The organism is Brevundimonas sp. 1080, from assembly GCF_040545985.1.
GTDB lineage: Bacteria > Pseudomonadota > Alphaproteobacteria > Caulobacterales > Caulobacteraceae > Brevundimonas.
On the sequence record NZ_JBEPMW010000001.1, the window covers coordinates 998,782 to 1,020,084 of the forward strand.

The window sequence follows — 21,303 nt, forward strand, 5'->3', positions numbered from 1 at the left end:
GTTGCGGTCAAACGGCGAAATGGTCCGGCGCGGCGAAGGTTGCCGCCTGCGACATCAAAGTTTGGTGCGAAGCGACCACAGCTCGGGGAAGCAGCGCTTGGTCAGGGTCGAGGCCAGATAGGCGGCGCCTTCCGTTCCGCCCGTGCCGCGACGCCGACCGATGATGCGTTCGACCGTGACGACATGCTTGTGCCGCCAGGTCAGCAGGGCGTCGTCCAGATCGACCAGCTTCTCGGCCAACTGATAAAGGACCCACCACCGTTCCGTGTCGCGATAGACCTCCAGCCAGGCCGCCTCGACGGCTTCGGACGGCGCATAGGGCTGGGTCACGTCGCGGTTCAGCACCTCGGCGGGCACCGGCAGACCGGCCTTGGCCAGTTGAGCCAAGGCGTCATCATAAAGGCTGGGCGCGGCGATGGCGGCCTGAAGCGCGGCCAGGGCCTCGGGGCGGTCTTCGTGGAACTTCAGGAAGCTGGCGTCCTTGAGGCCAAGCATGGCCTCGAAACGTCGGAACTGGTCGCTCTGGAAGCCGGACGATGACCCCAACGACCCTCGGAACCGCAGATAGTCCGACGGCGTCATCGTCGACAGAATGTCCCAGCTGTGGGTCATCACGGCCTGGATGCGGCTCACGCGCGCCAGGCTCTTGTAGGCCGGGACCAGGTCACCCGCGCGCACCATCGACTGAGCCAAGGCCGTCTCATGCAGGATCTGCTTGAGCCACAGTTCCTCGGTCTGGTGGATGACGACGAACAGCATCTCGTCGTGCTGGTCCGACAGCGGGTGCTGGGTCGAAAGCAGGTCGTCCAACGCCAGATAGCCGGCGTAGGTGATGTCGCTGGATTGGGTCATGCCCGCCTATCGCCCGCGATGGCGGGCGGTGCAAGCTTGGCGCCGGCCCTTAATGCTGGCCTTGGGCCGAGACGTTGGCGGCGATCTGACGGCCGGCGTCGAAGGCGTCGCGGGCGCCTTTGTAGATGAAGCCGTAGGTCGGATAGACCGTCGTGCCCAGGTCGTTGATCGGATTGTACCAGACCTTGACCTGCGACCAGTCGTTGGAGGGCGAGACGTCGACGACGGTGACGTTCTCTTCGACCTTGCCGCGGCTCCCGCCCCAGTTGGCGTGGGTCACGCGCACGACGCGGTCGGTCAGGATGTCGGAGACGACGGCGACGTGGCCCCGGCTCATGCGGCCCTCGGGGCGGAAGACCAGAACCGAGCCGGTTTCCGGGGCCTTGCCGGTGCGGAAGTTGGCGGCGGCTTGGCGCCACCAGGTCCAGGCGTCGCCGAAGATGTTGATGCCGGAGAACATGCGCGCAAAAGTCACGCACTGCCAGTAGGGCTCATCAGCCTTTGCGGTGGAGGGGACGGCACCCAGCGCAAAAAAACCGAGGGTCGCCGCAACCGCGGCGGCTTTGAGCCGTTTTGACATGCTTGGGGTATCCCGACCCGCCTTTGGAAGCGCCCTTTAGGCCACGGGATCACGCCCTGTCGCAAGTTGTTTCGGCATATCGCCGTCCTTCATATTTCCTTCTGAAACCTTGTTGTGACGCTTGGCGCGCTTGTCGGCCATGTCCCTGAGAGCCTTGCGCGCCGGGCGTTCGACCAGATGATAGGAGACGGTCGCAACAACTGGCAGAAGGGCCAGGATCGCCAACCACACGAAAATTTGAAGCTGCTTGTCCGGCGAGTCGAACAGTTTGGCGGCCAGACCGACCGCCAGAAGCTTCCACGGCACGCAGACCATATAGACCGAATAGCTGATCTCGCCGAGGTAGACGGCGGGTTTGGAGGCCAGCCATCCGGCGCGCGCATTGGGCAGCGACGCCAGTGACAGGATCAGGGCGCCGGCCAGCAGAACCGTGACGCCGTCCCACAGTCCTAGCGCGGCGCTGAGCACCATCAGGCCGAACGAGACGGCGGCGCACAGCCACGGCGCCTTCAACGGCGCGCGGCGATAAACCAGATAGAGGGCGCACCCCAAGGCGAAGCACGGCACGATCCTGAGCGCGCCCCAGAGGATCGTCGCCTCGGTCAAGGCGAAGCCGGCCAGTTGCTCGAACGCGAAATAGAGGATGACGAGGAAGGCCGCAGCCCCGACCACCGCCGCGATCGGCCGATGACGCAGGCGCCAGAAGACGAAAGCGAACAGCGGGAAGCAGAGATAGGCGAACCACTCTGCAGAAATGGACCAGGACGGATGGTTCCAGCCCGCGACCGGCGCCAGCCCCCAGGCGTGAACCATGAAGAGGTTGGCGGGCAGCGACGCCCAACTCAGCACATTGGCGTCCACGCTCATACCGGCGAAAAGGGCGGCCGCCGCCAGCAGCCCCACGCCGATCAGGGTGGCGATATGCAGCGGATAGACGCGCGCGATCCGCGCCCACAGGAAGCCGCGATACGAGAACCGCTTCTCGCCTGCCGCCGCCAGATAGACGTGGCTGAGGATGAAGCCGGACAGGACGAAGAACAGCTCGACTCCCAGATAGCCCTTGGCGACGAGGCCTGACTGACCCGCGCCGGCCAGGTTCTCCCAGAAGCTGTAGACGGCGACCCACATGGCGGCGCCGAAGCGCAGGGCGGTGATGGGGCGAAGATCGGCGGGCGTCTGGACGGGGGTCATGGTCTCACCTTGGCACGTCAGCCTTTTCGAACCGTGAAGGCCCGCAAAGGTTGTGCCCGTTCGGCCCTACCCTGCCCACACGCCGTGGAAGCCGGCCGGCAGGGCCACGTCCGCCTGCCAGGTCGCGACCGGGCCGTCCTCGATCCGCGCCACGTCGAAGACGTGCAGTTCCGTCCGCCCGTCCTTCAGATTGACCGACGGTCCAACCAGCCAGGCGTCCCGTTCCGCCGTCGCGCCGGGCTTGGGCACGAAGACCGCCTCCTCGACCACCTGATGCACGCCGAACTCGAAGGCGCGCGAGCGACCGCTGTCCCAGTCGTGGACCGCCAGTCCCGTCGGTAAGGGCCGGCCGCGAGCCTCGCCGGAGGTATGGGCGGTCAGGCCGCGCTTCAGCCCCGCACGACGCGGATCGGCTTTCGGGAATTCACCCACGACAGCGCTGTAGGTCATGTGGGCGTGTCCATCCGGGCGCAGGGTGATCAGAGCCATTTTCGCCGGATCGCCCGGAACGACCCCATGTCCATCCACCAGAACCCGCGCGCCATCGACCGCGAAGCGCGGATCGCCGCTGGCGGCGACATCGAAGCGGATCGTGCCGTCGCGCTCAGCCCAGGCGTCACCCAGGTGGAAATGGAAGAAGCTGGGCACCTCATAGAGGCGGCGCTTCGACAGGTCGTCCTTGTCCAACACCAGGACCTGGGTCCCCATCTCGGGTCTCCAGGCCAGGCCCGCGGTCACCGGCATGGCGTGGGTCGCGAACACCCAGGGCTGGAGCACCAGGATCACGTGCCGGTCCGTGGCGGTGAAGTCGTGCATATAGCTGGCGCGCGGCAGAGGCACGACCTGGGCGTCGCTCAGGCTGCGATCCGGGCGCAGATGCCAGATGACGGCCTGGCTGCCCGCCGACCCCACGTTCCAGATCGAGCCGTCGGGGGCGTAGCGCGGATGGGCCTGGAACGGCATGCCTTTCAAATCATCGCGCAGGGTGACGAAGTTGCCCGTCGACAGGTCCGACGCCGACAGGGCCAGGGGCGATCCCGCCTCCCACAGCGCCCAGACCTGATCGCCGGCGACCATGACGGCGGTGTTGGCGGCGTTGGCGTCGTCGTTCGAGCCGATGCGGGCGCGGTCGTCGCCCTTGGTGCCGAAGCCCGGCGTAACCACCGCGTCCAGCTCCGTCTCCGTGCGGCGCTTGGGCGTGTCGGCGAACCGCGCCTCCAGCGTCGCCTGGCCGTCCTGGATGCGGAAGGCGCGCATCATGCCGTCGCCGTCAAACCAGTGGGTTGCCGACCCGCCCTGCCGCCGGAACTTGGCCGGTCCGTTGCGATACAGCGCGCCTTGCAACCCCGCCGGCGCCCGGCCGTGGACCAGGCGCATCGTTTGGCGCGCGATGTCGCCTTCGACGTCCTGGGTCGCCAGCGCCCAGTCGGCCTTCGTCGCGGCGACAGCGTCCAGGGCGGCGGCGGCGCGCACCATCTCGGGCGTAGCGACCGCGGCCGAGAGGGCGGCGGCGCCCATCAGGAATGAACGGCGGGAGGGGGTCATGATCAAGCTCCGGCTTTCGTCGCTTACTTCAGGTCGATCGACTGGGTCGTCGCGCCGGCGGCCGCGAACTTGGCGCGCTCCCAAGACGCCGGTCCCATATTGCCGACAGCGTTGTTGGAGAAGGCGAAGGGCTCGACCGGCATGCCGAAGGGATTGGTGTTCATCTTGCCGTCGCCGTTCAGGTCGTGGAAGGCGCGCACCGCATAGTCGCCGTCCGGCAGGCCGTCGAAGGTCACGCTGGTCTGGCCGGCGGCGGCGTCCAGCATGGCCACCTGGGCCGGCTGGCCCTCGCCGCCATAGTTGGCCTCGCTGTTGAAGACGGCAACCATGATCTGGCCTTGGGGCGCCGCGCTCGGGAAGGCGACGGTCAAGTCCGCGGCGAAGACGGGCGCGGCTGACAGGGCAGCGGCGAGAGCGAGGACGGGAGCGATGGCGGTGACGGTCTTCATGACGGCGTGTCCTGTGTCAGTGAGAGGACCGACGACCGGCCCTCGACGACCGGACCGTGCCGTCGTCCCCTGCCCTTCACCACCGCGCTTGCGGCGATGAACGGCCGCAGTTCGCCAACGACCACCCCCGTTTATTCGCGAAGCGCGAACGAACACTTCGAACGCATCGTGTCCGTGCCGCAAAGAAAAGGCCCGGAATCTGAGTTCCGGGCCTTGGTCTCTTCGTGCTCGCGACGAGGAACTAGTCCAGCGTGCGCTTGATCTCTTCGACCGTGAAGCACTCGATGTAGTCGCCTTCCTTGATGTCCTGGAAGCCCTGGAACTGCATGCCGCATTCCTGGCCGGCCGTGACCTCGTTGACCTCGTCCTTGAAGCGCTTGAGCGTGTTGAGCGTGCCCAGCTCCAGCACCACGACGTCGTCGCGGATGATGCGGACGCGCGCGCCTTTGCGGACCACGCCTTCCGACACCCGGCAACCGGCGATCTTGCCGATCTTGGAGATGTCGAACACCTGAAGGACAGCGGCGTTGCCCAGGAAGGTTTCGCGTTGCAACGGCGCCAGCATGCCGGACAGCACGCCTTTGATGTCGTCCAGCAGGTCGTAGATGATCGAATAGTAGCGGATCTCGACGCCTTCGCGCTCGGCCAGATCGCGCGCCTGTTTCGAAGCTCGGACGTTGAAGCCGAGGATCGGCGCGCCGGCCGACTTGGCCAGGTTGACGTCGCTCTCGGTGATGCCGCCGGCGCCGGAGTAGACCGTGCGGGCGCGCACCTCGTCGGTGCTCATCTTGTCCAGCGAACCCATGATGGCTTCCGCCGAACCCTGCACGTCCGCCTTGATGACGACCGGCAGTTCCGAGGCCTTCTTGGAGCCCAGCTTGGCCATCATATCGACCAGCGAGACCGAGCCGCCCGAAACCTGGGCCTTCTCGCGCTTCACCCGCTGACGGTATTCGGTCAGCTCGCGGGCGCGGGCTTCGGACTCCACCACGGCGAAGACGTCGCCGGGCGAGGGCGCCTCGTCCAGGCCGAGGATCTCGACCGGGACCGAAGGACCGGCTTCGGTCAGTTGCTCGTTGCGCTCGTTCAGCAGGGCGCGAACCTTGCCCCACGATCCGCCGGCGACGACGATGTCGCCGCGCTTCAGCGTGCCGCGCTTGACCAGGACGGTGCCGACCGGGCCGCGACCCTTGTCCAGCTTGGCCTCGATGACCACACCCTCGGCCGAGCGATCGGCGTTGGCGCGCAGGTCCATAACCTCGGCCTGGATCAGGATGGCTTCCAGCAGGCCGTCGAGGTTCATCCGCTCCTTGGCCGAGACCTCGATGATCTGGGTCTCGCCGCCCAGGCTTTCGGCGATGACTTCGTACTGCAGCAGCTCGTTGACGACCTTCTGTGACGTCGCGCCGGGCTTATCCATCTTGTTGACCGCCACGATCAGGGGCGCGTTGGCCGCCTTGGCGTGTTGGATGGCTTCGATGGTCTGCGGCATGACGCCGTCGTCGGCGGCGACAACCAGGACCACGATGTCGGTCACATTGGCGCCGCGCGCCCGCATGGCCGAGAAGGCGGCGTGGCCCGGGGTGTCCAGGAAGGTGACCTTCTGGTCGTCCGGCAGGCGAACCTGATAGGCGCCGATGTGCTGGGTGATGCCGCCGGCTTCGCCGCCGGCGACGTCGGTCGTGCGCAGGGCGTCGAGCAGCGAGGTCTTGCCGTGGTCGACGTGGCCCATGATGGCCACCACCGGCGCGCGGGTGTCGGAGGCGTCGGCGTCGTCGTCCTCGCCCAGGAAGCCGGTTTCGATGTCGGATTCCGAGACGCGCTTGACGGCCATGCCGAACTCTTCGGCCACCAGTTCGGCGGTGTCGGAATCGATCACGTCGTTGATCTTCATCATCAGGCCCTGCTTCATCAGGAACTTGATGATGTCGACGCCGCGAACGGCCATCCGGTTGGACAGCTCCTGCACGGTGATGACGTCGGGGATGACGACTTCACGCGGACGGTTGGGCGCATCGGTAGAGCCGCCCTTGCGCTTTTCCTTCTCACGTTCGCGAGCACGGCGGACCGAGGCCAGCGAGCGCATCCGCTCGGCGGCGTCGCCGTCGCCGACCACGGACTGGATGGTCATGCGGCCTTCGCGGCGCTTGGGCTCGCCGCGCGTGCGGCTGACGGCCTTGCCGGCGTCGGAGAAGCGCTTCTCGCGATCGTCGTCACGACCGGCCGGACGACCAAAGCCGGCACCGGGCGCACGGGCCGGACGCAGAACATTGGCCTCGGCCGGCGGGGCGTTCGGGGTCGGACGACCGCCAGGGCCGGTGCGCGCGCCGCCGGGACGGGCGGCGCCGGGCGCCGGACGCGGATTCAGGGCCGAATAGCGGACGGGCTCGGCCGGCTTGGCGCCTTGCGGACGTTGACCGCTAGGGCCCGAACGGGCGCCCTGCGGACGGTCGCCTTGCGGGCGATCGCTCTGCGGGCGGTCCGAATAGGCGCGATCGCCGCCGCCCATCGCCTGCTCGCGGGCCGAACGGCCGCCGAAGGCCGGACGCTCGGGTGCGGCGCGTTGGGGATTGCCGGGCTTGGGCACACGTTGGCCGAAGTTGACCACCGGGCGGGCCGGAGCGGCCGGACGGACGGGCGCAGCCGGGGCCGGATTCGCAGGCGCCGGGGTCGGCGCGACAGGCGCAGGCGCGGCGGCCACGGGCGCGGCCGGCTTGGGTGCGGGCTTGGCCGGCGCGACAGGCGCAGCCGCCGTCAGCTTGGCGGCTTCGGCGCGTGCAGCTTCCGCGGCGGCCTTGGCGGCCGCGGCCTCGTCGCGAGCGGCCTGGGCGGCGCGTTCGGTGGCGGCGGCCTGTTCGCGGGCTGCGGCGTCTGCGGCGGCCTTGGCGGCGGCGGCGGCGTCAGCCTTGGCGGCGTTCGCTTGCGTGGCCAAGGCGATGGCGCGACGGCGGGCTTCCTGCTCCTCGGCCGACAGGGCGCCGCCGGCGGGTTGCGACGGACGCGGACCTTGCGGACGCGGCGCCTGCGCGGCCTGTTGAGGACGCGCGACATCGAAGCCCTGCGGACGTTGAGGTCCGCCGGCGCCGGCGCGGCGCTTGGTCTCGACCACCACCGTCTTGGATCGGCCATGGCTGAAGCTCTGCTTCACGGTGCCGGTCGGCACCGATCCCACAACGCGCGGCTTCAGGCTCAGCGGAGCGCGCGGCCCCGTCTGGGACGGCGTGCCGCCCGTGTTGCCCTGGCCTTGGTTGGTCTTGTCGTTTTCGTCGCTCATCCGGTCGCTTTACTCGGGGCGGAAAGGCCCGCCGTCCTCATCTAATACCCATGAACGACCGTGAGCCCGTCTCCGCCCTTGGAGACAGGCCCTCGGCCGCTAAAATCCTCAGCTCGCCCCTGTAGGGGGTGCTCCCGCCGATCCGTCCTCGACACTGGAAACGTCCCAGTGAGGGGGGCGAAGCGGCCGAAATCCAGCCAGTCGTTCGACCTCGATGGTCCAGCGATCGGCGCGTCCGCCCGCAAGCAGGACGGCGTGTATCGCATTTTCCAGCCCAAGGGCCAAACTCAAATCGTCCGCCGTGAACGCGCCGCAGATCTTGGCGGTCTGATGACGGGCCAGGGCGAGGATCTTTCCGCGCCCGTCGGCCGAGCCATCGGCGGCTTCCAGCACCCAGGCGGCCTTGCCCGCACGCAGGCTCGCCGCGGTTTTCTCGAAGCCGGATATAAGAACGCCTTCGCGCCGGGCAAGACCTAGCTGGTCGAGACAGCGCCTTGTCAACAGCCGTTCGACGACATCGGCCAGGTCGGCCGGGGCGGTCAATTTGGTCTTGGCCGCGCGGGTGAAGCCGTTCTTCTTGACCGCCGCCTCGACTGAGGCGCGGCTGGCTTCGACCCACAGGCCGCGTCCGGGCAGCTTCCTGCCCAGGTCGGGGACCACCTGGCCATCGGGCCCGGCGACGAAACGGATCAGGCGAGATTCGTCCATGACCTCGTGAGAGACGAGGTCCCGGCGTTCCCTATCGATCGTTGCGTCGCGCAAGCTCATATGTGGCCAGGTCTCCCATCACGCGTTCGACGGTTCGGCGTCGGACTCTTCGCCCTCGGCCGGGTCGTCTTCGGCGGGCGCGTCGCCGAACACCTGGTCCGGATCGTATTCGCCCTCGGCGTAGTCGCCCTCTTCTTCGTACTCTTCCGGCTCGGGCTGCGGCAGTTCCGAAGCGTCGATCCAGCCGGCCGCGACGCGGGCCTGCAGGATCAGCAGCTCGGCGTCTTCCTGCGCCAGATTGAAGTTTTCCAGCACGCCGGGGACCTTCACCCGCTCGCCGTTCTTGACCTCATAGCCGCCGCGGATTTCGTCGGTGGCCAGGTCGGCCAGATCCTCGACCGTCTTCACGCCGCCTTCGCCCAGGGCGACGGCGATCGGCAGGGTGACGCCCGGCACCTGAAGCACGCCGTCCTCGACGCCCAGTTCGACGCGCTTGGCGTCCAGCTCGGCGGCCTTCTTGTCCAGATATTCGCGGGCGCGGGCCTGAAGCTCTTCAGCGGTTTCTTCGTCGAAGCCTTCGATCTCGGAGACTTCGTACGGATCGACGTAGGCCAGGTCCTCGACCGTGGCGAAGCCTTCGGTGACCAGCAGCTGGGCGATGACTTCGTCGACGTCCAGGGCTTCCTGGAACAGTCCGGTGCGCTCGGCGAACTCGCGCTGACGACGCTCGGAGTCCTGAGCCTCGGTGATGATGTCGATCTGCCAGCCGGTCAGTTGCGAGGCCAGGCGGACGTTCTGGCCGCGACGGCCGATGGCCAGCGACAGCTGCTCGTCCGGCACGACCACTTCGACGCGGCCGGCTTCTTCATCCAGCACGACCTTGGAGACTTCGGCCGGGGCCAGGGCGTTGACGATGAAGGTCGGCTCGTCCGGATTCCACTGGATGATGTCGATCTTCTCGCCCTGCAGTTCGGCGACGACCGCCTGAACGCGCGAGCCGCGCATGCCGACGCAGGCGCCGACGGGATCGATGGAGCTGTCGTTCGACAGGACGGCCATCTTGGCGCGCGAGCCCGAGTCACGGGCGGCGGCGCGGATCTCGATCACGCCGTCATAAACTTCCGGCACTTCCTGGGCGAACAACTTGGCCATGAAGCCGGGGTGGGCGCGCGACAGCATGACCTGCGGGCCCTTGGCCTCGGGGCGGACGTCGTAGATGTAGGTGCGGATGCGGTCGCCGATGTTGAACACTTCGCGCGGGATGGATTGGTCGCGGCGCATGACGCCTTCGCCCCGGCCCAGATCGACGATGGTGTTGCCGTATTCGACGCGCTTGACCGTACCGTTGACGATCTCGCCGACGCGATCCTTGAACTCTTCGTACTGGTTGGCGCGCTCGGCCTCGCGGACCTTTCCGGTCACGACCTGGCGGGCCATCTGGGTTTGCACCCGACCGAACTCGAACGGCGGCAGGTTCTCGACGTATTCCTTGCCGACCACCGCCTCGGGATCGCGCTTGGAGGCGTCCTTCAGGCGCACCATGGCGCTGTCGTTGAACTCTTCCAGCTCGTCTTCCGGCATCCAGTCGTCCTCGACGATGGTGACGTGACGGGTCAGCGACAGCTCGCCGGTCTTGTGGTCGATCTTGGCGCGGATGTCGTGATGCGCGCCGTAGCGCGACTTTGCGCCCTTCTGGATCGCTTCTTCGATCGCCTCGATGACGATTTCGCGCTCGATGTTCTTCTCGCGGGCGACGGCCTCGGCGATCTGCAGCAGTTCGAGGCGGTTGGCGGAAATACCAGTGACGGCCATCAGGCGTTGTCCTCAGAAGGGGTCGTGGTGTCGGTTGTCAGGTCGGAGGCTTCCCCTTCGGGAAGGCCGTCGTCTTCAGGTTCGCCGCGTGCGGCACGAATGGCGGCGCCCCGTTTCATCAGGGCGTCGGTCAGGACCAGCTTCGCGTCGCTCAGCCAGTCGAAGGGGATCAGGGCGGTGTCGTCCTCGCCGTCCAGGTCGATCAGGACGTTGCCGTCTTCATAGCCGGCCAGCACGCCCTTGAACCGCTTGCGGCCCTCGATCATGCGGTCGGTTTCCAGACGCGCCTCCTCGCCCTCGAACAGGTCGAAGTCGATGGGACGGGTCAAGGGCCGGTCGATGCCGGGCGACGACACCTCCAGCATATATTCACCGGGGATGGGGTCGGCGGCGTCGAACACTTCCGACACCGCGCGGCTCAGCTTGGCGCATTGTTCGACCGAGATGTCGTGGTCGGACGGCCGCTCGGCCATGATCTGGAGGCGCTGACGTTTGGAGCCGGTCATCAGGCGCACGCGCACGACGTCCAGGCCCAACGACTCCGCGATAGGGTCGATCAGGTCCAGCAGTTGGCGATCCTGGGCGGTTCTTGCGCGCAAGCGACGAATATCCAAAACAAAAGCGGCGGTCCGTCCGGGCCGCCGCTTGGAACGACGCCGTTGGACGCCGGTCTAACGATGTGAGCGCCATATAGGCCAACCGAAAGGGGTTGTCAGCCCCCCCGCGATCAAACCCGCCGTCAGCGCGGCCCCAGATAGTCGCGCTTGCCGATCTCGACGCCCGCCGCGCGCAACAGGGCGTAGGTCATGGTGACGTGGAAAAAGAAGTTCGGCAGCGCAAACCCGGTCAGATAATCGACGCCGTTGAACTCGTGCTGCCCGCCGGGGAATTTCAGCACCACTTCGCGCGCCTCGGCGCCCTGGAAGGCGTCGCGAGGCACGCTTTCGATATAGGCGATCGACAGGGCGATGGTGGCCTTCAGCTCGGCGAACGACGCTTCGGTATCGTCCGTCTTGGGCCAGTCCTGTCCGACCAGCCGGGCGACGCAAGCCCGCGCCGAAAACGCCGCCGTGCGCACCTGGGCTGGGAACGGGTTCATGTCCGGGGCGAGACGCGCCTCCATCAGGGCTGCCTCATCGAACCCCTGGGCAAGCGCCTTGTCGAGCAAGGCCGACAGATTGTTCAGCGTGCGCAAAAAGACGGGCGCCGAGGCGTCGTAGATCGAAAAGGCCAAGGAGGTCAGGTCCGGTTGGAACGACCCCTTAGCTGCTAATCAACGCGCCGATATTCAAGGAAGACCGGGGTCGTGTCGCCAAGCTTCTTTTCTTCGTAGCGGGTCACGACGTGATCGGCGGGCGGGACGAACCAGTCCTGGTCGGCTGGACCTAGTCGCTCCAGGCCCTCAGTGCGGTTCAGCCGCTCCAGCGCCCATTCGGCGTAGTCCAGCCAATCGGTGACGAAGCGCAGGGTCCCGCCAGGCTTCAGGATGCGGGCGAAGGCCTGGGCCGTCTCGTCCTGCAATAGACGGCGTTTGTTGTGGCGCGCCTTGTGCCAGGGGTCGGGGAACAGGATCAGCACCCGATCGACCGAAGCGTCCGGAAGGGCGTCGACCAGGTCGCGCGCGTCGTCGGCATGGATGCGGACGTTCTTCAGTCCGCCCTCTTCCACGTGACGCAGGGCCGAGGCGACGCCGTTCAGGAAGGGCTCGCAGCCGATCACCAGGGCGTCGGGCCGCGTCGCCGCCTGGGCGGCCATATGCTCGCCGCCGCCGAAGCCGATCTCCAGCCAGACCTCGGTCGCCTCGGGCATCATCGTCTTGGGGTCCAGCGGCCCGGCCTTGGGATCGGGCACGGCGATCTCGGGCAGCAGGGTCTCCATCAATGCCGCCTGGCGGGGCTTAATGGGGCGGGCCTTGATGCGGCCGAACGATCGCAGCGGGCGGTCGAGATGCGGGTTTTCGTCCTCGGGACGGTCATCGGCGTTCATGCGTCTGCCGTTAGCCGTCGCCGGCCAAAGCGTCCAGAACTAGCGTCCAGAAGACGAACGCCGAAACCTTTTGACGGTCGCGGCCGAACGCCCTTCTATGCCGATCACAAGCGGCGTCGGGGCTGACGCTTCGCGGGAGAGGGATTTCGATGATCGGACATCATCTGCGGGGCGTCAGCCTCGCGGCCATTACATGCGCCGTGCTGGGCCTGTCGGCCTGCGCCACCACCGGCCAGACCCCTGACGATACGGCCGCGAAACCGTCGAGGGACCGGACCTTGGCCGCCGGCCTGGATCCCGCGACGACGCTGGATCCCTATCCCTCGACCTATCAGCCCCTGCCGCGCGAGAACTTCGCCGTGGTCGGCGCCACCGTCCTGACCGGCACGGATCGCAAGATCGAGAACGGCGTGGTCGTGGTCACGGACGGCAAGATCGCCGCCGTCGGCGACGCCTCGACCCCCGTCCCTTCAGGCTATCGCGTCGTTGAGGCGCGCGGCCGCTATGTCACCCCCGGCGTCATCGACGTGCACAGCCACCTGGGCGTCTATCCGTCGCCCGGCGTCTCGGGCATGAGCGACGGCAACGAGGCGACCAGCCCGAACACCGCCCAGGTCTGGGCCGAACATTCGCTGTGGCCCCAGGACCCCGGCTTCAACACCGCCCGCGCCGGCGGCGTGACCACGCTTCACATCCTGCCCGGCTCGGCGAATCTGTTCGGCGGACGCGGCGTGACGATCCGCAACGTGCCCTCGATCACCATGCAGGGCCTGAAGTTCCCGGCCGCCCCCTATACGGTCAAGATGGCCTGCGGCGAGAACCCGTCGCGCGTCTATGGCGGCCGCAACCAGAGCCCGGCGACGGGCATGGGCAATATGGCCGGCTATCGCGCCGCCTTCATCGCCGCGCGCGACTACAAGGCCAAATGGGACAAGTGGCGCGAGGACGGCGAAGGCGCCGCCCCGACCCGCAACCTGCAGAACGAGACCCTGATGGGCGTTCTGGACGGGTCGATCCTGATCCAGAACCACTGCTACCGCGCCGACGAGATGGCGCTGATGATGGATATGGCCAAGGAGTTCGGCTACCGCATCACAACCTTCCACCACGCCACCGAGGCCTACAAGCTGGCGCCGCAACTGGCCGCCAACGGCATCTGCGCGGCCATGTGGACCGGCTGGTGGGGCTTCAAGATGGAGGCCCTGGACGCCATCGAGGAGAACGCCGCTCTGGTCGACGCCCAGCAGGGATCGTGCGCCGTCATCCACTCCGACGACGCCGAACTGACCCAACGGCTCAACCAGGAAGCCGCGGCCGCCCTGTCGGCCGGTCGCCGCGCCGGGCTGAACATTTCCGAAGAGCACGCCATCGGCTGGATCACCTCCAATGCCGCCAAGGCCATCGGCATCGCCGACCAGACCGGGTCGCTGGAGCCCGGCAAGCGCGCCGACGTGGTGATCTGGAGCGCCGATCCCTTCTCGATCTACGCCCGCGCCGATCAGGTCTTCATCGACGGCGCCCTGACCTTTGATCGCAGCAACCCCGCCTATCAGCCGACCAGCGACTTCGAACTGGGTCAGCCGGGCTATGGCCTGACCGCCGCCAACGTCACGGAAGGAGCCCGCTGATGCGCCTGTCTCACATCCTCGCGGGCGCCGTCGCGGCCTTGTCGCTCGCCGCCCCTGCTCTTGCGCAGTCCGGGCCTCAAGTAGCGCGAAGCGCGGTAGGCCAAAATGAAACCGTCGCCATCGTCGGCGGGCGCATCCTGACCGGCGACTCCGTCATCGAGAACGGCACGGTCGTGATCCGCGACGGTAAGATCGTCTCGGTGGGCTCAGGCGGCGCGCCGTCCGGCGCCCGCGTCATCGACGCAGTGGGCAAGACGGTCGCGCCCGGTTTCGTCGCCGTGGATTCCGGCTTGGCCGGGACCGAAGTCGGCTCGGTCAGCGGCACCAACGAACTGCGCAACAGCGCCAATACGCTCAGCGCCGCCTTCGACATCTCGTACGGCCTGGACCCCTGGTCCTTCACCCTGCCAGTCGCGCGGCTGGGCGGCATCACCCGCGCCATCGTCGTGCCCCAGCATCCCGGCTCTTCCGGCGGCCATGTCCATGAGGACGAGACGGCCGGCGCCGGCGACGGCGGCTATCAGACGCCGGGCCTGTTCGCGGGTCAGGCGGCGATCATCAATCTGGGCCAGGGCTCGAACATTCTGGTCAAGCCGCGCGTGGCCATGGTCGCCCCGTTCGGCGAGGCCGGAGCCGGCATCGCCGGAGGCGCGCGCGGCGCGCAGTTCGTCCTGTTCAAGGAGACGCTGTCGGAAGTCCGCCTCTATGCCCGCAACAAGTCGGCCTATGAGCGGGCGGGCCTGCGCGACCTCAGCCTGTCGCGCGCCGATCTCGAGGCGCTGATCCCCGTCGCCAACGGGACGATGCCGCTGATCGTGACCGTCCACCGCGCCTCAGACATTCAGCAGGTGCTGCGCCTGGCGCGCGAGGAAGGGATCAAACTGATCCTGGACGGCGCCGAGGAAGGCTGGCTGGTCGCCGGCGACATCGCCGCAGCCGGCGTGCCGGTGCTGCTGAACCCCATCTCCAACCTGCCCAGCGATTTCGAGATGCGGGCGGCGCGGGCGGAAAACGCAGCGGCTCTGAACGCGGCGGGTGTCGTCATCGCGATCAAGGGCAACGAGGGCTCGACCCACCGCGCACGCGAGGCCCGTTACAACGCGGGCAACGCCGTCTCGCACGGCTTGCCCTATAGCGCCGCCATCGCCGCCCTGACGGTCAATCCGGCGAAGATCTTCGGCATGGCCGGGCAGTTCGGCCAGATCGCACCGGGCGCAGCGGGTGACGTCGTGGTCTGGTCCGGCGATCCGCTGGAGCCGCTTAGCCAACCGTCGGCCGTTTTCGTCAATGGCGTCGAACAGCCCCTGACCAGCCGCCCGCTGATGCTGCGCGACCGCTATCGCCAGCAGACGCCGATGCCGCCGGCCTATCGCAACTAAGGACCGCTTTGGTCTGAACGTAAAGGGCGGGGCCGCACGGTCCCGCCCTTTTTCATTGGCCGCGTCCGCGCTAGGTCAGGCCCATGCCCACCGCGCTCTACATCGACGCCGACGCCTGCCCCGTGAAGGAAGAGGTGTATCGCGTCGCCCGCCGCTATGGGCTGAAGACCTATGTCGTCTCCAACACCTGGATGCAGGTTCCGCGTGAGCCGCTGATCGAACAGGTGGTGGTGGACGCCGGCCCAGACATCGCCGACGACTGGATCGCTGAGCGGGCGGGCGTAGGCGACGTGGTCATCACCGCCGATATCCCCCTAGCGGACCGCTGTCTGAAGTCGGGCGCACAGGCGCTGAAGTCGAACGGCCAGCCCTTCACCCCGGACTCCATCGGCTCGGCCCTTGCCGGACGGATGGTGGGCGAGCATCTGCGGTCGATGGGCGTGGCCACATCCGGTCCGCCGCCGTTCTCGGCCGCCGACCGTTCGCGTTTCTTGCAAGCGCTGGACCAGGCCGTGGTCAAGGCGCGCAAGGCGGCGACATGACCACCGTCATCCCCGAGGACGAGCTTGAGTTTCACTTCTACCGCGCGGGCGGTCCAGGCGGGCAGAACGTCAACAAGGTCTCGACCGCCGTCCAGATGCGGTTCGATGTGAAGAACTCGCCGTCGCTGACCGATCCGGTCAAGGCGCGGCTGATGAAGCTGGCCGGCAGCCGGCTGACGCTGGAAGGCGTGATCCTGATCACCGCCGTGCGTCACCGCACCCAGGAGCGCAATCGCGCCGACGCCATCGAACGGCTTCAAGCCATGGTGGACGAGGCCTCGATCCGCCCCGTCTATCGCGTGCCGACACGTCCGACCAAGGCGTCCAAGGAACGCCGCCTCAAGGCCAAGACGACCCGCGCCTCGATCAAGTCGGGGCGCGGCAAGCCTTCGCTGGACTAACGGTCAGCGCTCGGCCGGGCGGAACAGCAGGGCCGCGATCTTGTCCTCGGCGTCGAAGCCGATCAGCCATTCGGTGACCTGATTGTCGAAGGTGACCTTGAACATCTGGGCCTCGCCTTCCTGTTTGACGTATTCGACCGTCTTGACGGCGCCGAAGCCCTTGATCAGTGGGACCACCTGGGCTTCCTGCTGACGGATCTGGGTTCCAAGGCCGGTCGTGAAATCCGAATAGTCGAAACCGGTCCCCTGCGCGCTGGCGATCACGGCGCGCAAAGCCTCTTCCGAACGGGCGATGTCGGGAGCTTGGGCGGCGGACGCCGCTGCGGGCGCAGCGGCGGGACGGGCTTGAGGTGCTGCGGCTTGAGCCGGGCGGTCGAAGGCGTTCGGCACGGCGCCGGCGGCCGCCTGAGCCAAGGCGGGCACGGGCGCCAGCAGGACGGCGGCTACAATGGCGGTCTTCATCAAGGTCGGCTTCATAGCGAAAGCTCCGGTCAGGTCAGATAGGGCCAGAGCGAAAGGCCCAAGGCCGCCAGGGCCGCGATGACCGCGACCGTGACTGAAGCCGCCACCCAAGCCGGAGTTCCCGACTTTTCGATGACCACCGCGCCCGGGCGCGGCGGCTCCTGAACCAGGCGCGAGATGGCGCGGGCGGCGGCGATCATTTCGTTGATCGCATCGCGGGCCTGGGCCTGCGGTCCCAGTTCGCGGCGGATCCAGCGTTCGACCACCGGCTGGGCGGCCTTCCACAGGTCGTGGTCGGGTTGCAGGCGGCGCGCCACGCCCTCGACCGAGACCATGGTCTTTTGCAGCAGGATCAGTTCGGGCCGCAGCCGCATGTCGAACAGGGCGGTGATCTCGAACAACTGGCCCAACAGCCGGCCCATCGACACCTGGCTGGCGGCGCGGCCGATCACCGGCTCGCCGACCGCGCGCAGCGCCTGGGCGAAGGTCTCCACCGAGTGGTGCGGCGGGACGTAGCCGGCCTCGAAATGCACGCGCGAAATCCGGTCGTAGTCGCGACTGATGAAGCCCCACAGGATCTCGGCCAGATAGCGCCGCTCCGCCGGTCCCAATCGCCCGACAATGCCGAAGTCGATCGCCGTCAGATGAGCCGGCGCGCTGGCGAACAGATTGCCCTCGTGCAGATCGGCGTGGAACACCCCGTGGTCCAACGCCTGCACCAGAAAGGCGCGCACGACATTGTCGGCCAGCTGATCCTTGTCCAATCCTGGCAGGTCCGTAAGCGCCGGATCCGTCATGGGCACGCCTTGCGCCCACTCCAGCGTCAGCACGCGCTTGCCCACCCCGTCCCAGATCACGGCCGGCGCGGACATATATCCGTCCTTGGCCAGCACCTCGGCCATCTCGCTGGCGGCGGCGGCCTCCAGCCGCATGTCCAACTCCAGATCCAGCGAGTTGGCGATGGTCTCGACAAAGGCGGACGGCTCCAGACGCCGCGCCATCGGCACGAGCCGCCAGACCAGCCGGGCGGCCAGACGCATCGAATCCAGGCCATTGGCGACCCGCCGCTCGACCCCCGGCCGCAGCACCTTGACCGCGACGGCCCGCCCATCGGCCAGGGTCGCGCGGTGCGCCTGGGCCAGGGAGGCGGCGGCGACCGGCGGGCTGAGGTCGATGAACAGGCTTTCGGCCGGACGACCCAGCGATTTCTCGATCTCGCGACGCGCCTCTTCCAGAGAGAACGGCGGCAGGGCGTCCTTCAACCGGCCAAGATCGCGCGCGAATTCCAGCCCGAAGATATCGGCGCGCGTGGCCAGAACCTGACCCAGTTTGATCGCCACGGGGCCCAGATGTTCGAACGCCTTGCCCAGCCTCTGGCCCGGCCGACCCTGGCGGCCAGCTCGACCTGAGAACAGTTGCACGAACCGAGCAAACGGTCGCGTCCAGGCCGGCAGCAGATGGGTCACCTCGCGCGGGATCAGGGCGTCATGACGCGCCAAGACCCAAAGCCAGCCCAGCAGGCGCAGGAAGGACGCAACCGGGTTCTGGACCGCGACCGTCGCGGGCGGCGGCGGGGCCGTGCGATAGATCCGGCTGGTCAGATCGCCCACCCGTGATGGATGGCGGCGATCCCGCCCGACAGATTGGTCACGGACACGCGGCGGAAGCCGGCGTCCTCGATCATGCCCTTGAACGTATTCTGATCGGGGAACCGACGGATGCTCTCGACCAGATACTGATAGCTGTCGCGATCCTTGGCGACCCAGCCGCCGATGCGCGGAATGGCGTGGAAGGACCAGGCGTCATAGACCTTGCGGATCGGCGTGGTGGTGGGGCGCGAGAACTCCAGGCACAGGAACCGACCGCCCGGCTTCAGCACCCGGCGCGCCTCGGCCAAGGCCTTGTCGATATGGGCCACGTTGCGGATGCCGAAACTGATCGAATAGGCGTCGACCGAGGCGTCAGCTAGCGGCAGGTTCATGGCGTCGCCGACGCTCCACTGCATCTCCGGTTCGCCGCCCTTGTGGACGCCGGCCAGGATCATCTCGGCGTTGTAGTCCAGCACGATGACATTGGCGTCCTCGCCGCCGCGCCGCTCCTGCGCCGCGCGCGCCATCCTGGAATAGCGACGCGCCATGTCGCCGGTGCCGCCCGCGACGTCCAGAATGGTCTCGCCCGGACGCGGGTTCAGCTTGGCGGCGGCGATGTCCTTCCAGATGCGGTGGACGCCGACGCTCATCAGGTCGTTCATCACGTCGTAGTTGGAGGCGACGGAATCGAAGACCCCGCGCACCATCTTCACCTTCTCGCGCGCATCCACGTCGCGAAAGCCGAAGGAGGAACGATCACCCGACGAATGCGGGCCGTGGGAGGAGGCGTCGGTCATAGTCGTCGTCTAGCGCGTCGCAGCGCCCCCGTCATCCAATGAGACACCCGATCATGCCGCTTCGGGCTGCGGCAGTTTCAAATCCTTCATCACGTCGCGCATCAGGCCGTAACAGCCGCACGACGCCGCCTCCAGACCGTCGCGATCCAGCACCTTGACCCAGCCGCGCCCCCGCTGGATCAGAGACTTGCGCTCCAGCACCGTGCCGACCTCCGACACCGTGGCGCGACGCACGCCCAGCATGCCGGCAATATCAGCCTGCGTCAGATCGATCCGGTCGTCCTCGGCCCGGTCGTGGAGCATCAGCAGCCAGCGGGCCAGCCGTTCGTCCAGCCGATGCTGGGCGTTGCAAGCGGCCGCCTGCTGCACCTGCGCCATCAAGCCTTCAGTGAAGCGCGACAGGGCCGAGCGCAGCGTCTCGCTGTCCTCCAGCGCCTCGCCGAACACCTCGGCCGAGCAATGGGCCGCGATCCCGTCGCGTTGGGAAATGGCCCGACTGGCGGCGCGGGCGTTGAAGGGTCCGCAGGTGACGCCGATCAGGCCTTCGCGCCCTATGGCGGCCGTCTCCACCATCTTGTCATCGGGCAGGATGGTCATCACCGACACCACGCCCTTGATCGGAAACCACACCTGATCGACCGCCTCGCCGGCGTCATAGAGCATCTGGCCGCGTGTGATTTCGCGCTCTTTCAAATGCGGTTCGATCCGCTTGCGGTCGGCCGCATCCAGAGCGGCGATCCAGAGATTTTCCATCCTAACCCCGCTGGCGACCGATGACGCCGAAGAGCGACGATCGCTGCTCGATCAATGCACAAGCTTGACCATGGGTTCCCTGGACGGATCCGCGCGGCTTCGCCGCTTGCCGCCATCCATCAGGCGCCCTACGCCAAAGAAAAAGAGGAAACGCGATGACCGACACACGGCTTGACGTAGCGGAAACGCTGAAGGGTTTGCCCGCCTGGCGAGCGCATGACGGCGATCGCCCGGCCATCACGCGGACGCTGAAGTTCGCGGATTTCAACGCCGCCTTCGGCTTCATGACCCGCGTCGCCCTGATGGCCGACAAGATGGACCACCATCCCGAATGGTCGAATGTCTACGACCGCGTCGAGATCCTGCTCACCACCCACGACGCCGATGGCGTGACGGACAAGGACGTGACCTTGGCCCGCTTCATTGACGCCGCCGCCGCCGGCATGGGAGTGAAGTCGTGAGCGGCTCCGCGCGTTCCGGCCGCGTCGCCGGCAAGACGGCCCTGATCACCGGCGCGGCCGGCGGCCTGGGCGAAGCCATGGCCTTCATGCTGGCCCGCGAGGGCGCCCGCGTCGCCGTCACCGACATCGACGCCGCACGCGCTCAAGCCTTGGCGAGCCGGATCAATGCGGAAGTTCCGGACGCCGCCTTCGCCTATGCCCACGACGTGGCCAGCGAGGCCGAATGGGAAGGCGTGATCGCCGCCGCTGTCGCCGATCTCGGCGGCCTGTCGGTGCTGGTCAACAACGCCGGCGTCGGCGGCCCCCTGGCCTTCGTCGAGCAGGACACGATCGAGAACTGGCAGCGTCAGTACGAGATCAATCTGCGCTCCATCATGCTGGGGGCCAAACACGCCATGCCGCATCTGCGCGCCTCGGCTCCGGCCTCGATCATCAACATCTCCTCGATCGCAGGGCTCGCGGCCGCCCCCGGCATGGGCGCCTATAACGCCACCAAGGCGGCGGTCTGGATGTACACCAAGACCCTGGCGCTTGAGGCCGCCAAGGCCGAATGGAACGTGCGCTGCAACTCGGTCCACCCTGTCTTCATCAAGACCCCGATCCTGGACCCCTTCATCGCCCTGGCCGGCGGGGACGAGGACAAGGCGCACGAGCGCCTGGCGCGCGGCATTCCCTTGAAGCGGATCGGCGAACCGGACGACGTCGCCTACTGCGTCCTCTATCTGGCGTCCGACGAATCCAAGTTCGTCACGGGATCGGAGTTCAAGATCGACGGCGGCATGACGGCGCAATAGGGCGCGAGCGCCCTATTGCTTTCTTTTTGGGCCTATCGCGCTTCGCGCTGCTTGAGGCCGTTGGCCTTCCTTGTCGGTGATTGATGTCGGCCATCCGGTC

Annotated in this window: 21 protein-coding genes; 6 read left to right on the forward strand and 15 right to left on the reverse strand. The window is 67.5% G+C overall.

Annotation, left to right across the window (positions count from 1 at the left end; genetic code table 11):
- Positions 1-54 precede the first annotated feature (54 nt).
- From ABIC32_RS05075 to trmB, 11 genes are all read right to left on the reverse strand, one after another.
- Positions 55-852 carry a tryptophan 2,3-dioxygenase gene (locus ABIC32_RS05075; RefSeq protein ID WP_354072773.1) on the reverse strand — a complete coding sequence of 266 codons (798 nt, stop codon included), beginning with the start codon at positions 850-852 and terminating at the stop codon, positions 55-57.
- A 49-nt stretch (positions 853-901) separates the two neighbouring features.
- Positions 902-1,432, reverse strand: a complete 531-nt coding sequence (locus ABIC32_RS05080; RefSeq protein ID WP_055809437.1) for a CHAP domain-containing protein — start codon at positions 1,430-1,432, stop codon at positions 902-904.
- Positions 1,433-1,468: 36 nt separating this feature from the next.
- On the reverse strand, positions 1,469-2,623 hold the full coding sequence (locus ABIC32_RS05085) for an acyltransferase family protein (protein ID WP_354072776.1): 1,155 nt from the start codon (positions 2,621-2,623) through the stop codon (positions 1,469-1,471).
- A gap of 66 nt (positions 2,624-2,689) precedes the next feature.
- A complete protein-coding gene (locus tag ABIC32_RS05090; RefSeq protein ID WP_354072778.1) occupies positions 2,690-4,168 on the reverse strand; it encodes a carotenoid oxygenase family protein in 1,479 nt (492 codons plus the stop codon).
- A 23-nt stretch (positions 4,169-4,191) separates the two neighbouring features.
- Positions 4,192-4,617 carry a DUF2141 domain-containing protein gene (locus ABIC32_RS05095; protein WP_354072780.1) on the reverse strand — a complete coding sequence of 142 codons (426 nt, stop codon included), beginning with the start codon at positions 4,615-4,617 and terminating at the stop codon, positions 4,192-4,194.
- 241 nt (positions 4,618-4,858) lie between these two features.
- On the reverse strand, positions 4,859-7,891 hold the full coding sequence (gene infB / locus ABIC32_RS05100) for a translation initiation factor IF-2 (protein WP_354072782.1): 3,033 nt from the start codon (positions 7,889-7,891) through the stop codon (positions 4,859-4,861).
- Positions 7,892-7,999: 108 nt separating this feature from the next.
- Entirely contained in the window at positions 8,000-8,659 is a 660-nt protein-coding gene (locus ABIC32_RS05105) for an RNA-binding protein (RefSeq protein WP_354072784.1), read from the reverse strand.
- Positions 8,660-8,677: 18 nt separating this feature from the next.
- Entirely contained in the window at positions 8,678-10,411 is a 1,734-nt protein-coding gene (gene nusA, locus ABIC32_RS05110) for a transcription termination factor NusA (RefSeq protein WP_354072786.1), read from the reverse strand.
- Complete coding sequence (gene rimP, locus ABIC32_RS05115) at positions 10,411-11,010, reverse strand: ribosome maturation factor RimP (RefSeq protein WP_066555243.1); 600 nt, start codon at positions 11,008-11,010, stop codon at positions 10,411-10,413. Before rimP ends, nusA begins: the two co-directional genes overlap by 1 nt.
- 140 nt (positions 11,011-11,150) lie before the next feature.
- On the reverse strand, positions 11,151-11,645 hold the full coding sequence (locus ABIC32_RS05120; RefSeq protein WP_354072788.1) for a DUF1993 domain-containing protein: 495 nt from the start codon (positions 11,643-11,645) through the stop codon (positions 11,151-11,153).
- A gap of 35 nt (positions 11,646-11,680) precedes the next feature.
- Positions 11,681-12,397, reverse strand: a complete 717-nt coding sequence (trmB, locus tag ABIC32_RS05125; RefSeq protein WP_354072790.1) for a tRNA (guanosine(46)-N7)-methyltransferase TrmB — start codon at positions 12,395-12,397, stop codon at positions 11,681-11,683.
- Between the two features lie 149 nt (positions 12,398-12,546).
- Here trmB and ABIC32_RS05130 point away from each other — a divergent pair, with 149 nt between their 5' ends.
- The 4 genes from ABIC32_RS05130 to arfB all read left to right on the forward strand — a co-directional run bounded on the left by ABIC32_RS05130 (position 12,547) and on the right by arfB (position 16,347).
- On the forward strand, positions 12,547-14,025 hold the full coding sequence (locus ABIC32_RS05130) for an amidohydrolase (protein WP_354072792.1): 1,479 nt from the start codon (positions 12,547-12,549) through the stop codon (positions 14,023-14,025).
- Positions 14,025-15,404 (forward strand): amidohydrolase family protein, encoded by a 1,380-nt coding sequence (locus ABIC32_RS05135; RefSeq protein WP_354072794.1) that lies wholly within the window; start codon positions 14,025-14,027, stop codon positions 15,402-15,404. The genes ABIC32_RS05130 and ABIC32_RS05135 overlap by 1 nt, the downstream gene beginning before the upstream one ends.
- 83 nt (positions 15,405-15,487) lie before the next feature.
- Entirely contained in the window at positions 15,488-15,946 is a 459-nt protein-coding gene (locus tag ABIC32_RS05140) for a YaiI/YqxD family protein (protein ID WP_174085386.1), read from the forward strand.
- The gene (gene arfB, locus ABIC32_RS05145) at positions 15,943-16,347 is read left to right on the forward strand and encodes an alternative ribosome rescue aminoacyl-tRNA hydrolase ArfB (protein ID WP_017505001.1); all 405 of its coding nucleotides are present in this window, start codon (positions 15,943-15,945) and stop codon (positions 16,345-16,347) included. Before ABIC32_RS05140 ends, arfB begins: the two co-directional genes overlap by 4 nt.
- A gap of 3 nt (positions 16,348-16,350) precedes the next feature.
- Here the strand turns inward: arfB and ABIC32_RS05150 are convergent, their stop codons facing one another.
- Genes ABIC32_RS05150 through ABIC32_RS05165 form a run of 4 tightly spaced genes read right to left on the reverse strand, consistent with a single transcriptional unit; the run spans position 16,351 to position 19,948 of the window.
- Positions 16,351-16,824: a hypothetical protein gene (locus ABIC32_RS05150; protein ID WP_174085385.1), complete on the reverse strand. Its 474-nt coding sequence runs from the start codon at positions 16,822-16,824 to the stop codon at positions 16,351-16,353.
- 14 nt (positions 16,825-16,838) lie between these two features.
- Positions 16,839-18,419: a 2-polyprenylphenol 6-hydroxylase gene (gene ubiB, locus ABIC32_RS05155; protein ID WP_354072798.1), complete on the reverse strand. Its 1,581-nt coding sequence runs from the start codon at positions 18,417-18,419 to the stop codon at positions 16,839-16,841.
- Positions 18,407-19,195: a class I SAM-dependent methyltransferase gene (locus ABIC32_RS05160; protein WP_284878118.1), complete on the reverse strand. Its 789-nt coding sequence runs from the start codon at positions 19,193-19,195 to the stop codon at positions 18,407-18,409. The genes ubiB and ABIC32_RS05160 overlap by 13 nt, the downstream gene beginning before the upstream one ends.
- A 51-nt stretch (positions 19,196-19,246) precedes the next feature.
- Positions 19,247-19,948 (reverse strand): Crp/Fnr family transcriptional regulator, encoded by a 702-nt coding sequence (locus ABIC32_RS05165; protein ID WP_354072801.1) that lies wholly within the window; start codon positions 19,946-19,948, stop codon positions 19,247-19,249.
- A gap of 155 nt (positions 19,949-20,103) precedes the next feature.
- Between ABIC32_RS05165 and ABIC32_RS05170 the strand changes: the two genes are divergently transcribed.
- Positions 20,104-20,409, forward strand: coding sequence for a 4a-hydroxytetrahydrobiopterin dehydratase (locus tag ABIC32_RS05170; protein WP_354072803.1), 306 nt, complete (start codon positions 20,104-20,106; stop codon positions 20,407-20,409).
- Complete coding sequence (locus tag ABIC32_RS05175; RefSeq protein WP_354072805.1) at positions 20,406-21,203, forward strand: SDR family oxidoreductase; 798 nt, start codon at positions 20,406-20,408, stop codon at positions 21,201-21,203. The genes ABIC32_RS05170 and ABIC32_RS05175 overlap by 4 nt, the downstream gene beginning before the upstream one ends.
- Positions 21,204-21,303 lie beyond the last annotated feature (100 nt).

Bases quoted from the DNA above. Each gene is read 5' to 3' on its own strand.
- ABIC32_RS05075 (WP_354072773.1), bottom strand. From the start codon at position 852: ATGACCCAATCCAGCGACATCACCTACGCCGGCTATCTGGCGTTGGAC.
- ABIC32_RS05080 (WP_055809437.1), bottom strand. From the start codon at position 1,432: ATGTCAAAACGGCTCAAAGCCGCCGCGGTTGCGGCGACCCTCGGTTTT.
- ABIC32_RS05085 (WP_354072776.1), bottom strand. From the start codon at position 2,623: ATGACCCCCGTCCAGACGCCCGCCGATCTTCGCCCCATCACCGCCCTG.
- ABIC32_RS05090 (WP_354072778.1), bottom strand. From the start codon at position 4,168: ATGACCCCCTCCCGCCGTTCATTCCTGATGGGCGCCGCCGCCCTCTCG.
- ABIC32_RS05095 (WP_354072780.1), bottom strand. From the start codon at position 4,617: ATGAAGACCGTCACCGCCATCGCTCCCGTCCTCGCTCTCGCCGCTGCC.
- infB (WP_354072782.1), bottom strand. From the start codon at position 7,891: ATGAGCGACGAAAACGACAAGACCAACCAAGGCCAGGGCAACACGGGC.
- ABIC32_RS05105 (WP_354072784.1), bottom strand. From the start codon at position 8,659: ATGAGCTTGCGCGACGCAACGATCGATAGGGAACGCCGGGACCTCGTC.
- nusA (WP_354072786.1), bottom strand. From the start codon at position 10,411: ATGGCCGTCACTGGTATTTCCGCCAACCGCCTCGAACTGCTGCAGATC.
- trmB (WP_354072790.1), bottom strand. From the start codon at position 12,397: ATGAACGCCGATGACCGTCCCGAGGACGAAAACCCGCATCTCGACCGC.
- ABIC32_RS05130 (WP_354072792.1), top strand. From the start codon at position 12,547: ATGATCGGACATCATCTGCGGGGCGTCAGCCTCGCGGCCATTACATGC.
- ABIC32_RS05135 (WP_354072794.1), top strand. From the start codon at position 14,025: ATGCGCCTGTCTCACATCCTCGCGGGCGCCGTCGCGGCCTTGTCGCTC.
- ABIC32_RS05140 (WP_174085386.1), top strand. From the start codon at position 15,488: ATGCCCACCGCGCTCTACATCGACGCCGACGCCTGCCCCGTGAAGGAA.
- arfB (WP_017505001.1), top strand. From the start codon at position 15,943: ATGACCACCGTCATCCCCGAGGACGAGCTTGAGTTTCACTTCTACCGC.
- ABIC32_RS05150 (WP_174085385.1), bottom strand. From the start codon at position 16,824: ATGAAGCCGACCTTGATGAAGACCGCCATTGTAGCCGCCGTCCTGCTG.
- ABIC32_RS05160 (WP_284878118.1), bottom strand. From the start codon at position 19,195: ATGACCGACGCCTCCTCCCACGGCCCGCATTCGTCGGGTGATCGTTCC.
- ABIC32_RS05165 (WP_354072801.1), bottom strand. From the start codon at position 19,948: ATGGAAAATCTCTGGATCGCCGCTCTGGATGCGGCCGACCGCAAGCGG.
- ABIC32_RS05170 (WP_354072803.1), top strand. From the start codon at position 20,104: ATGACCGACACACGGCTTGACGTAGCGGAAACGCTGAAGGGTTTGCCC.